Raw genomic sequence first — 12,021 nt, 5'->3', positions numbered from 1 at the left:
GAAATGCCCTCCCCTACTCCCCTACTCCCGCATGAACCCCATCTGCGCCGCCCTCCTTTTCCTGGTCGCTCTCCTCTTTGCCTTCGCCGGCGTCACCCGCGCCGGTGTCTGGCTGGTCGAGCGACGCAGTCCGCCTATCGGCGCGTTCGCCGAGATCGATGGCGCGCGCATCCATTACGTCCATGTCCCGGCGCCCGCCGGCGCCGAGCTGCCGCCGGTCGTCTTCATCCATGGCGCCAGCGCCAATCTCAAGGACCAGATGCTGCCGCTGAGGCCCCTGCTCGAGGGCCGCGCCGAAATGCTGTTCCTCGACCGCCCGGGGCTCGGCTGGTCGGTGCGCGGAGACAATGAGACGTTGGCGAAGCAGGCGGATACCATTGCCGCGCTGATGGACCGGCTTGGAATCCGCGACGCAGTCATCGTCGCCCATTCCTTCGGCGGCGCCATCACCACGGCCTTCGCCCGTCAGCATCCGGAAAAAACACTTGGCCTCGTCTTCCTTTCGCCCGCCACGCATCCCTGGCCGGGCGGCGCGACCGCCTGGTACTACAAGCTCACGGCCATGCCGGCGATCGGCTGGCTGTTTTCCGAAACGCTCGCCTATCCGGCCGGCATGCTGCAGATCGGCGGCGCGACGTCTTGCGTCTTTTCGCCAAACGATGTGCCGGACTCCTATGTCGACAATGCCTCGATCCCGCTGGTGCTGCGGCCGTCCGCCTTCCGCGCCAACGCCCGCGATGTCGCCCAGCTCTATGACTATGTCAGCGCCGCCTCGCCTGGCTACCGCGAGATCAAGACGCCGACGGTCGTCATCTCGGGCGATCGCGACAAGGTGGTCTATGCGACAATCCATTCCATCGGCCTGGAACGCGACATTCCCGGCGCCGAGCTGGTCTGGATCCACAATCTCGGCCACAAGCCGGACTGGATCGCGCCCGATCTCGTGGTCGGCGCGATCCAGAAAGTCGCGGGCAAGGATGTCGATCTTCAAGCGATGGCCAGGATGGTGGAAGCGCGGATTGCCGGCGACGCGCATGGCGTGGGCAAATGTCCCACTCTCGAGCAGCCGCAGCCGGAACTCGCGCCGACCTGACAGATGTCTTCCAAGCGGACCGGCGCACAGAGCATTGGGATCAACCTGGCATGTACGTCCTGAAACACGGCATAAAGAGAAATCCGGAAAAGCGATGGGAACTGCCGGACCGTATCTTCTTCGGTCACGGCGCGTGTGCCATTCTGGCCGGGGTTTTTCTGAAAAACCCTCCCTTTGAGGGATTTTATGGCGAGCGCATTGTCCCGGCCGACGATTTTGCGGGCAACCATATCTACGTGACGAACGGCGTCATCGCTTTCGACTATCACGGCTATTCCTGCCGTCGGCGGCTCCTCGAACATCACGAAAAAGGCTGGGCGTCGTACAGTCCCGGCTGGCATTGCACGATCACGAAGGTCGATTTCGATCTGCTCGACACGGTCGAACTGAACCGGCGGAAGATACTGGGGCCGGATCAGTATCTATACGACCCAGTTCCACGCGTATTCCGGTTTCTTCAGCGCTTGGACCATCCCAAAGCCGCAGCCAAAGCGCGCGCGATTGCCGCGCGCGTTGACGCGTCTTCATAGAGCGATTCCTGAGAAGTCGACTATGCCCTAATGGGTCTCCGACCCCACATAGGCAATCCGCAGCATATTGGTCGAGCCCGGCGTCCGCAGCGGCACGCCGGCCGTGATGATGACACGGTCGCCCGGCTTGCCGAAGCCTTCTTCCAGCGCGATGCGGCAGGCCCGGTCGACCATGTCGTCCAGGTCGGTAGCATCCGGCGAGACGACGCAATGCGTGCCCCACAAGAGCGACAGCCGGCGCGCCGTGTTGACGATCGGCGACAGCGCCACGATCGGCACCTGCGGGCGCTCGCGCGCGGCGCGCAGGCCGGTGGTGCCCGACGCGGTGTAGGAGATGATCGCCGACAGTTTCAGCGTCTCGGCGATCTCGCGCGCGGCCAGCGAGATGGCGTCGGCGCCGGTGGCTTCCGGCTCCGAGCGCTGCGCATTGATGATGCCGGCATAGGTCGGGTCGGTTTCGACCTTGGTGGCGATGCGGTTCATCATGGCGACCGCCTCGACCGGATAGGCACCGGCCGCCGATTCGGCCGAAAGCATGATCGCGTCCGCGCCTTCGAAGACAGCGATCGACACGTCGGAAACCTCGGCCCGGGTAGGCACGGGCGCGGTGATCATCGATTCCAGCATCTGCGTGGCGATCACCACCGGCTTGCCGGCGCGGCGCGCCGCTCGCGTGATCTGCTTCTGGATGCCAGGCACTGCTTCCAGTGGCATCTCGACGCCGAGATCGCCGCGGGCGACCATCAGCGCGTCGGAGAGCTCGATGATTTCGGGGAGCCGCGCCACTGCCTGCGGCTTCTCGATCTTGGCCATGATCAGCGCGCGGCCGCGCGCGATCTTGCGGGCCTCAGCCAGGTCCTCCGGCCGCTGCACGAAGGACAGCGCCACCCAGTCGACGCCGGTGGCAAGCACCGCGTCGAGATCGGCACGGTCCTTCTCAGTCAGCGCGCCGACCGGCAGGTCGGTGTCGGGCAGGCTGACGCCCTTCTTGTCGGAAATGCCCGAGCCGGCGACAACCGTGCAGGTGATCGACTTGCCGTCGCTCTTCAGCGCCTTCAGCTCCAGCTTGCCGTCGTCGATCAAAAGACGGTGACCGGCCTCGACCGAGCTCAGGATTTCGGGATGCGGCAGATATACCCGCTTCGACGTGCCGGCTTCGGGATTGTCGTCGAGCGTGAAAGTCTGGCCGACAGCCAGCGCTTCCTTGACGTTGGCGAACTTGCCGACCCTGAGCTTCGGGCCCTGCAGGTCGGCCAGGATGCCGATCGGTCGGCCGACGGCCGCTTCGACGGCGCGGATGCGGCCGACCAGCGTGCGCATCAGCTCGTGGTCGGTATGGCTCATATTGATGCGGAAGACATCGGCGCCCGCTTCGAAGAGCTTTCTCAGCATCTCCTCGGAAGAGGAAGCCGGACCGATGGTGGCGAGGATCTTGACCTTGCGGCTGCGTCTCATTGACTGTTTGTTCCCGGAGCGGGGGTCGCTGGCGCGCCTCCCGTTGCGGGCTCGTCGGTCAGCTGGACCATCCAGCTGGCCTGCTCGCCCGTGTCATATTCCTGAAATCCGGCGCGTTGGAAGCCCCGGGCGACGCAATCATTCACGCCGGCTATCTTGAACTCTTTTTCGGCGACGCACATGTTGATCGGGCCGTCCCAGCGCCCGCCACGTTCGGCGTCTTCTGCATAAAGATAGTAAAACCTTGATGACAGCGGACCCTCGATCAGCGTCTTGCAGGTCGATCCTTCGATGTGCCACCAGCCCTCGGTGATCCAGCCGGCCTTGGCGCGATAGCCGATGCCGACGCCCACCAGATTTTGCGTCGCGTTGCAAACGCGGAAGTCGGCCCGGGCCGGCGAGGTCGCGGCTATCGCGAAAAATCCCGCGCCGACGATCAGCAACGGCACGGCCAGGCGCTTGCGCAACCGGCCGGCAAAACCCATCGCAGATCCCCTTGCGAACCACATTTGCATCTCTCGAAGCCCTTTTCAGCAAACTCCGGGCGCATGTCAACGCGCCGTTTTGTTCAATTCCAATCGATTTAGAAGGGCCCGTCGCGCAAATTCTCCCTCGGTCGGGGATTTTTTGCGGAAACCTTGGCCAAACAACGGCATTGCGCCGGCGTCCTCTTCGTGGAATGACGATAACACATCGCAGCCGCCATCCCCTTTTCAGCCGATGACCCGATCCACAGTTTTCATGCCGTTCGACATAGTCGAGGGCGACCGCAAGAAAGGCGTCGTGCTTCTCGCCGACCACGCCCGCCGCGATCTCCCCGACGAATATGGCAGTCTCGGCTTGCCGGCGTCCGAATTCGACCGTCACATCGCCTATGACATCGGCGTCGAGACGGTGACGCGCGAGCTCGCCGCTGCGCTTGACGTGCCGGCGGTGCTTGCCGGCTTCTCGCGGCTGCTGATCGACCCCAACCGGGGCGAGGACGACCCGACCATGATCCGCCAGCTCTATGACGGCACCGTGGTGCCGGGAAACTATCCGATTGCCCGGGAGGAGCGCGAGCGGCGGCTCGATCGTTTCTACCGGCCCTATCACGACGCCGTCGGGGCGATGATTGCCTCCGTCGCCCATGCTTCGGGCAAGGCGCCGTTCATCCTCTCCGTGCATTCCTTCACGCCGGCGATGCAGGGTTTTGTCCGCCCCTGGCATGTCGGCGTCCTGTGGGACCGAGACGACCGCGTGGCGCGGCCGCTGATCGACATGCTGGCCGAGGACAAGTCCCTCGTCGTCGGCGACAACGAACCCTATGACGGCGCGCTGCGCGGCGACACCATGTTCCGCCATGCCATCGTCAACGGCTATGCGCATGCGCTGATCGAGATCCGTCAGGACCTGATCGCCGACCGCGCCGGCGCCTTGACCTGGGCCGAACGCCTGGCGCCGATCGTTGACGCCATCGACCGGCGCCCCGATATACATCAGGTGAAGATGTTCGGTTCGCGCACGGGACCGGTGTGACGAGACCGATAGGCCGGGAGTTCCCCAATGACCGAACTCAGCGACGACCAGAAACGCGATTTCGAGGCAGCCGCCTTCCGTCGGCTGGTGACGCATCTGCGCGAACGCGGCGATGTCCAGAACATCGACCTGATGAACCTCGCCGGCTTCTGCCGCAACTGCCTGTCCAACTGGTATCGCGAAGCCGCCGAGGCCGAAGGTGTGGCGTTGTCGAAGGACGAGTCGCGCGAGATTATCTACGGCATGCCTTATGCCGAATGGCAGGCGCTCAACCAGACTGAGGCATCGGAAGCCAAGAAGGCCGAGTTCGAGGCGCGGCGGCCGAAGGATCACTAAGCAGCCTTGTATGGCTCGTCCCTGCGGCTTCGTCATTCTAGGGCGGAGCAAGGAGCGAAGCGACGCGCGCAGACCCTGGAATCCATTCCGTGACGCCTGCCGAAGAATGCTGCGGTCCAAAATATCATCGCAACGGCGCTGCTCGGGGACCTTCTGCACCGCTGCAACGCTCCTAAGGCACGGAATGGATCCTCGGGTCTACGCGCGTCGCTTCGCTCCTTGCTCCGCCCGTGGATGACGAACGGAGAGGCGTCGCAGCAATCGTCAAAGCAGCAGCCTGCCGCGAACGACGCCGACCCCCGATCGCGCCCTTGGTCCAAGCACTTCCCCACTGCGGTCCTTGACTACGAATTGAATCGATCTAATTTGCCGCGCGAACTCTTTGCATGGCGGATTTCAGACCATGAGCGTGCAAACCACGATGCAGGCCGCGACGCGCGGCCGCTGGGCCGTTGCCGGTATTTTCCTCGCCAATGGTTTTCTCACCGGCAGCTGGGCGCCGCAGATCCCGGTGTTTCTTACCCGGCTCGACATCACCCGATTCACCCTCGGCCTGCTGATCCTCCTGTTCGGCGTCGGCGCCGTCATCGCCATGACCTGGTGCGGCCATCTGATCTCCCGGCACGGCTCGCGCAGCGTGACGCGCTGGTTCGGTGTCTGCGGCAGCTTCGGCCTGCTGATCGTGGCGCTCGCGCCCAACGTTCCGCTGGCGGCGATTGCCATGCTCGTCTTCGGCGGCTCGATCGGCGGCATGGATGTCGCCATGAACTCCAACGCCGTCGTGGTGGAAAGGCGGCTTTCGCGCGCGATCATGTCGTCGTCGCACGGCTTCTGGAGCCTCGGCGGCTTCGCCGGCGGCGCGCTCGGCGGCTACTCGATCCAGAATTGCGGCTATCTTGCCCATGCTGTCGCGGTGACGATGATCGCCTTTGCCGTCATCACGTTTGCCATTCGCCATCTCATTGCCGAGGACCGGCCGCAGGCGGTCGAGCACCAGAGATTCACGCTGCCGCGGCACATGGCCGTCTATCTGGTCGGGCTGATGGCGCTGCTCACCATGATCTCGGAGGGCGCGGTGCTCGACTGGGCGGCGCTCTTCCTGCATCAGGAACTGGGCGCCGATCTCGCGGTCGCCGGGCTGGCCTATGCCGCCTTCTCCGGGGTCATGGCGCTGATGCGTTTCCTGGGCGACGGCGTGCGCAACCGCTTCGGCGCGGTGGCGACCTTGCGCGGCTCCGCGCTCGTCGCCGCCGCCGGCATGCTGGTCGCCGGCCTCTCGCCCTCGCCTTACCTTGCCATCGCCGCCTTTGCTTTCTGCGGCTTCGGCATCGCCAACATGGTGCCGATCATCTTTTCGGCCGGCGGCAACCAGGAAGGCATGTCGTCCGGCACCGGCATGAGCGTCGTCACCACCATGGGCTATTCCGGCATATTGGTGGCGCCGTCGGCAATCGGCTTCGTCGCCGAGCATTCGAGCTTCGGTCCGATCTTCGTCGCGCTTTCCGGATTCTTGGTCATCGTCCTCTTGATGGCCGGCCTCGCTCACCGGGCCGAATTCGCGCCTGAGCCGGATGACTTCAGGTCGGATCGACCTGAAGTCATCCGGCTCTAAGATCAGACAAATAGAGCATGATGTCGTCCGAAAACCGCTTCACACTTTTCGGCATCATGCTCTAACCGATCCCAGCCGAATAACGCCTCAACTCCTCATGCAGGAAGTCCGCCACGCGGCGGATGCGCATGCTGGTGCGCACGTCTCGATGCATGGCAAGCCAGACCGGCAGAACCGGCAGAGGCACGTCGGGCAACAGCTTTTCCAGGTCCGGATCGCGGTCGGCCAGCGGCTCCTGGCCGATGCCGATGCCGTTGCCGGTCCGCACCGCTTCCCACAACACGATCTGGTTATCGGTCCTGAAGCGGAAATGGCTGCGGCCGACCGGGATGCCGGACGCAGTGAAACCGCGAATGATCTCGTCGCTGCGGTCGAAGCCGACCAAGGCGTGATCCACGAGGTCGGCGGCGTTTTCCGGGCGGCCGCGCCGCTCGAGATAGCAGCTGGCGGCACATAGGCACAGTGGAATGTCGGTGACTTTGCGCGCCACCAACTCGTTTTGCGCCGGCCTGACCATGCGGATGGCGATATCGGCATCGCGGCGCAACAGGTTCTCGACCTGGTTCGAGGCGACGATCTCGACCTCGATGCCCGGCTCCTCCTCGCCGAGACGCGCCATCATGCTGGGTAGCACGAAGGCCGCGACAACCTCCGAGGCGGCGACGCGCACCGTGCCCTCGATCGCTTCGACCGAACCCAGCGCCAGCAACGAGAACGCGTTGGCCTGCTCGCTGACCGCCCGGCCGCGCTCGCAGAGCGTGCTGCCCGCCTCGGTCAGCTCGTAGCCGCGCCGCCCGCGCCGGAACAGCGTGACGCCCAGCGCCTGCTCGAGCTCGGCGATGTGACGGCCGAGCGTCGGCTGGCTGGCCGCGAGCCTGCGCGCCGCGCCCGAAAGACTGCCGGTCTCGGCGACCGCGACAAAACTCTTGATCAGGTTCCAGTCGAATTCCTTCATTCATTTTTGAATAACAGATCGCCAATCACAGTCAATTTCAATTCACTGGCGAAGGCATCAGATTGGTCGGGCAAACGCAAAACAACGGAGAGAACAAATGACCAAGATCGCAATCCTCGGCGCCAATGGCCGGCTCGGCCGCGTGGTCGGCAAGGCTTTCATCGATGCCGGCTTCGACGTTCGCGCCGTCACCCGCACCGGCAAGGTGCCGGCGGAACTGACGGGCGCCACGGCGGTTGCCGGCGATGCGCTCGACCGCGACTCCCTGATCCGTGCAACGGAACGCGTCGACATCGTCTTCAACGGCCTGAACCCGATCTACACCGACTGGGGCAAATGCATGCCGATGGCGGAGAACGTCATGGCCGCCTGCCGCGAAAACGGCGCGCTGCACCTCTTCCCGGGCACGGTCTATAATTACGGCTCGCCTATGCCGCAGGTGATCGACGAAACAACGCCGTTCCATCCGACCACCGAGAAGGGCCGCATCCGCTGCGCCATGGAAGCGCTGTTCCGCAGCGAGGCCGACGCCGGCCGCGTGCGCACCATTGTCCTGCGCGCGGGCGATTTCTTCGGCGGCACCGGCTCAGGCTCCTGGTTCGACCTCGTCGTCGCCGCCAAGATGGAGAAGGGCGTCTACACCGCGCCCGGCCCGGCCGACCTCGTGCATGAATGGGCCTATCTGCCGGACTTCGCCGTCGGCTTCGTCGGCCTGGCGAAGAACCTCGACAAAACAGGCTTCTACGAGGCCATCAATTTCCCCGGCCACGCCATCACCGATCTCGACATGAAGGCCGCGGCCGAGAGGGCGCTGGGCCGCAAGCTGAAGCTCTCCTTCATGCCCTGGTGGGTGCTGCGCGCCGGCAGCCCGTTCGTGGCCATGTGGCGCGAGATCGTCTCGATGTCCTATCTGCGCTTCGAAGCGCACCGGCTCGTCTCGACGCGGCTGGAACTGGTCATCGGCGAAATCCCGCACACCCCGCTCGACCAGGCGGTGAAGGAGGCCATGCAGGACATCGGCATTTCAGTCGCGAGTTCGCGCGAGGCCGCCTGATCAGATCCTGCCCAGCAACAAGAGTATCAACAGCACGACCAGGATGACGCCAACGATCCCCGACGGCCCGTAGCCCCAGGAGCGCGAATGCGGCCATGCCGGCACCGCGCCGATCAAAATCAGGATCAGGATTATTACGAGAATTGTGCCGATCGTCATGAGAAACCCTCGCCGTCTGGTTGAACTTGAAGGCACAATGCAAAAAGCCGCCCGGTTGTTCCCGGGCGGCTTTTGTCCTTGGGGTTGTGAAGCGCTCTATTCCGCGGCTTTCGGGAAGGCGACTTCCGGCTCGGCGCCGGTCTCCTTGGCTGGTTCGTCGGTCGCGATCTCGCCCTTGCCGCGCCGGAACAGGCGGCTGAGCCAGTTGCGCCGCTGGCCGGGCTTCACCTTGGCGCGGGTGAACACCATCAGCATCGACGGCGTCACCACGAGCGTCAGCAGCGTGGCGAAGGACAGGCCGAAGACGATCGCCGAGGACAGCGAAATCCACCATTGCGTCGACGGCGCGTTGATCGTCGTCTCATGATGGAAGATTTCGAGACCGAGGCCGAAGGCGATCGGCAGCACGCCGAGGATGGCCGACACCGCCGTCAGCACCACCGGACGGGCGCGCTCGCGGCAGGTCTGCAGCACCGCGTCCATCTTGTCCCAGCCTTCCTCGCGCAACCGGTCGTAAGTATCGATGAGCACGATGTTGTTGTTCACCACCACACCGGCCAGCGCGATGACGCCGATGCCCGACATGACGATGCCGAAGGCCTCGCCCGTCAGAAGCAATCCGAGGAACACGCCGATCGTCGCCATGACCACGCAGGACAGGACGAGCCACACGCTGGTGAATTTGTTGAATTGCGCAAGCAGCACCAGGAAGATCAGGAAGATCGCCGCGCCAAAGGCCTTACCGAGGAAGGCGCTCGCTTCCGCGCTGTCCTCGTTGGAGCCTGCAAGCTTCCAGCGGATGCCGCTGCCGAGGTTCATATCGGCAACCGCCTTGGTGACTTCCGCCTGCACGGCCGCCACCTGCGCGCCGGCGCTGACATTGGCCTGGACGACCACGGTGCGCGCGCCGTCGATGCGGTTGAGGATGCCGACGCTGGGCTTTGCCTTGCGGATGACGAAATTGGAGATCGGCACAGCCCCTTGCGAGGTCTGTACCCTCAACTCGTCGAGAGTCGACAGCGTGCGCCGATCCTCGGGCAGGCGCAGCCGGATATCGACTGCCTTATCGGCGCCGGCCGGCCGGTACTCGCTGAGCTTCAGGCCGTTCGTCACCAGTTGCACGACGGTTCCGACCGAGGTTGGGCTGATGCCGTATTGCGCCGCCTTGGCGCGGTCGACCTCAATCGCCCAATCGACGCCGGGCGGCGGCAGGCCGTCCGAAATGTCGATGACATTGGGGATCTTGGCGATGCGTGCAGCGACCGCGCGCGCCTTGTCGTCGAGCCCGGCCGGGTCGACGGCCGACAGCCGGATCTGGATCGGCTTGCCGGTCGGCGGGCCGGCTTCCGGCACGCGCACTTCGACATCGACGCCGGGAATGCCGGCCATCACGCCGCGCAGGTCGGCGAGGATCTGATTGGCCGACTTGCGCTCGCGCCAGTCGACGAACTCGTACTGGATGACGCCGACCACGTCTTCCGGGATGTCCTGGCCGCCGCCTTGCGTCTTGCCGACGCGGGTATAGACCGACTTCACGCCGGGCCAGCCGAGCAGACGGTTTTCCGCCGTTTTCGTCGCGGCGTCCATTTCCGCCAGCGAGAGATTGCCGCGGGCATGCACATAGAGCAGGCCGTAATCCGGCTCGACGCTGGGGAAGAACTCGACGCCGGCGCCATATTTCGAATAGGCGAAGCCGACGCCGACCAAAAGTCCGACGGTAAGCAGGATCACCGTGATCGGGAAGCGCACCGCCTGCTTGACCACGGCCATGTACCAGCCGTCGCGGTTGCCTTCCTCGTGATGCTGCGGCGCCTTGGCGAAGATCGCGCCCAAAGTCGGCGCGAAGACCAGCGCGTAGAGCATCGAGGCCGACAGCGTCACGATCAGCGTGATCGGCATATATTTCATGAAGTCGCCGATGATGCCCGGCCAGAACAGCAGCGGCGAGAACGCGGCGATGCGCGTCATCGTCGCCGCGATGACCGGGCCGGCCATGCGCTTGGCGGCCAGCGCGAAGGCGTCCGCCTTCGGCATGCCCTCGCTCATGCGTCGTTCCGCGAATTCGGTGACGATGATGGCGTCGTCCACCAGCATGCCGACGGCCAGGATCAGGCTGAACAGCACGATCATGTTGATCGTGTAGCCCATCATGGCAAGCAGCAGGATGCCCATCAGGAACGATGACGGGATGGCAAGCCCGATGAGCAGCGAGGCCCGTCCCGACAGCGCGTAGAGGATGACGATGAACACCAGGATGACGGCGATCATCACATGGTTCTGTAGGTCGCCCAGCAGCTGGTTGACGAAGACCGACTTGTCCTGCGTGTAAGTGACATGCATGCCCTCGGGCATGGTCTTGATAAAGGTGTCGGACACTTCCCTGACGTGGTTCAACGTGTCGATCAGGTTGGCGCCTATGCGCTTCTTGACTTCGATGGCGATCGCAGGCTTGCCGTTGAGACGAGTGACCGTCTCGGCGTCCTTGAAGGTCGAGCGTATCGTCGCGATGTCCTTGGCCTGGACCACGGCGTTCGGCGTGGCGACGACCGGCAGGTTGGCGACATCCTCGGGCGTCTCGATCAGCGACGGCACCTTGACCGCGTATTTGCCTTCCGAGCCTTCGAGATTGCCGGCCGCGACCAGGCTGTTGGAGGAGGCGACGCCCTGGATCACCTGGTCGAGCTGCAGTCCGTAGGAGGAAAGCTTCACCGGATCGACGACAACCTCGACGAGGTCGTCGCGAGCGCCCTGCAGCGAGCCTTCGAGCACGCCGGGCACCTCCTCGATGCGGTCGCGCAACTCGCGCGCGGCCGACGTCAGCACGCGCTCCGGCACATCGCCGGAAAGCGTGACGACCAGAACCGGGAATTCCGAGACGTTGACCTCGTTGACGGTCGGCTCCTCCGCCGCCTGCGGCAGGTCGGCCTTGGCGTCCTGCACCTTGCTGCGCGTATCCTGCAGCGCCGTCGCGAGATCCGTCTGCGGCTGGAATTCGACCAGCACATAGCCGCCCCCCTGGAAAGCGGCCGAGCGCATCTCCTTGAGCCCCTTGAGGCTCTTGAGCTTGCTTTCCATCGGTCTCAGCAGCAGGCGCTCGGAATCCTCCGGCGAGATGCCCTGATAGATCAGGCTGACATACATCATCGGAATCGGAACGTCGGGCTCCGCTTCCTTCGGCGTCGACTGATAGGCGATCCAGCCCGCGATGATCAGGAACATCAGCGCCGATATGGTGAGGCGGGCGTTATTGATGGCGAGTCTGACGATATCCATGACTTCGGCCTGTTATTGCTTCGGGGGCTGCGGACT

The 12,021-nt window shown here is 64.4% G+C and carries 11 protein-coding genes; 6 read left to right on the top strand and 5 right to left on the bottom strand.

Translation table 11 applies throughout. The annotated features are described in order from the left end of the window. Positions 1–31 precede the first annotated feature (31 nt). Positions 32–1,093 carry an alpha/beta hydrolase gene (locus tag FJW05_RS18055; RefSeq protein ID WP_140634514.1) on the top strand — a complete coding sequence of 354 codons (1,062 nt, stop codon included), beginning with the start codon at positions 32–34 and terminating at the stop codon, positions 1,091–1,093. Positions 1,094–1,143: 50 nt separating this feature from the next. Continuing rightward, on the top strand, positions 1,144–1,623 hold the full coding sequence (locus FJW05_RS18050; RefSeq protein ID WP_140634488.1) for a hypothetical protein: 480 nt from the start codon (positions 1,144–1,146) through the stop codon (positions 1,621–1,623). A gap of 27 nt (positions 1,624–1,650) precedes the next feature. On the opposite strand, the gene pyk is transcribed toward FJW05_RS18050, so the two are convergent. Both pyk and FJW05_RS18040 read right to left on the bottom strand, forming a co-directional pair. Further along, positions 1,651–3,078, bottom strand: coding sequence for a pyruvate kinase (gene pyk, locus FJW05_RS18045; protein WP_095767318.1), 1,428 nt, complete (start codon positions 3,076–3,078; stop codon positions 1,651–1,653). Further along, the gene (locus tag FJW05_RS18040) at positions 3,075–3,563 is read right to left on the bottom strand and encodes a DUF1036 domain-containing protein (RefSeq protein WP_095767317.1); all 489 of its coding nucleotides are present in this window, start codon (positions 3,561–3,563) and stop codon (positions 3,075–3,077) included. Before FJW05_RS18040 ends, pyk begins: the two co-directional genes overlap by 4 nt. 235 nt (positions 3,564–3,798) lie before the next feature. On the opposite strand from FJW05_RS18040, the gene FJW05_RS18035 reads away from it, so the two are divergent. The 3 genes from FJW05_RS18035 (at position 3,799) to FJW05_RS18025 (ending at position 6,544) form a co-directional block, all read left to right on the top strand. Then, complete coding sequence (locus FJW05_RS18035) at positions 3,799–4,596, top strand: N-formylglutamate amidohydrolase (protein ID WP_140634486.1); 798 nt, start codon at positions 3,799–3,801, stop codon at positions 4,594–4,596. 27 nt (positions 4,597–4,623) lie between these two features. After that, on the top strand, positions 4,624–4,932 hold the full coding sequence (locus FJW05_RS18030; protein ID WP_140634484.1) for a DUF1244 domain-containing protein: 309 nt from the start codon (positions 4,624–4,626) through the stop codon (positions 4,930–4,932). A gap of 403 nt (positions 4,933–5,335) precedes the next feature. After that, positions 5,336–6,544 carry an MFS transporter gene (locus FJW05_RS18025; RefSeq protein WP_140634482.1) on the top strand — a complete coding sequence of 403 codons (1,209 nt, stop codon included), beginning with the start codon at positions 5,336–5,338 and terminating at the stop codon, positions 6,542–6,544. A 61-nt stretch (positions 6,545–6,605) separates the two neighbouring features. Here the strand turns inward: FJW05_RS18025 and FJW05_RS18020 are convergent, their stop codons facing one another. Then, on the bottom strand, positions 6,606–7,499 hold the full coding sequence (locus FJW05_RS18020; RefSeq protein ID WP_140634480.1) for a LysR family transcriptional regulator: 894 nt from the start codon (positions 7,497–7,499) through the stop codon (positions 6,606–6,608). Between the two features lie 97 nt (positions 7,500–7,596). Between FJW05_RS18020 and FJW05_RS18015 the strand changes: the two genes are divergently transcribed. Then, on the top strand, positions 7,597–8,553 hold the full coding sequence (locus tag FJW05_RS18015; protein WP_140634478.1) for an SDR family oxidoreductase: 957 nt from the start codon (positions 7,597–7,599) through the stop codon (positions 8,551–8,553). On the opposite strand, the gene FJW05_RS18010 is transcribed toward FJW05_RS18015, so the two are convergent. Together FJW05_RS18010 and FJW05_RS18005 are read right to left on the bottom strand one after the other, a co-directional pair. After that, a complete protein-coding gene (locus FJW05_RS18010; RefSeq protein ID WP_140544656.1) occupies positions 8,554–8,712 on the bottom strand; it encodes a DUF3309 family protein in 159 nt (52 codons plus the stop codon). Between the two features lie 96 nt (positions 8,713–8,808). Next, the gene (locus tag FJW05_RS18005; RefSeq protein WP_140634476.1) at positions 8,809–11,985 is read right to left on the bottom strand and encodes an efflux RND transporter permease subunit; all 3,177 of its coding nucleotides are present in this window, start codon (positions 11,983–11,985) and stop codon (positions 8,809–8,811) included. Positions 11,986–12,021: the final 36 nt, after the last annotated feature.

Source organism: Mesorhizobium sp. B2-9-1, from assembly GCF_006439455.1.
GTDB lineage: Bacteria > Pseudomonadota > Alphaproteobacteria > Rhizobiales > Rhizobiaceae > Mesorhizobium.
Note: the sequence above shows the minus strand (reverse complement) of the source record. Positions and strands in the feature narration are given on the sequence as shown.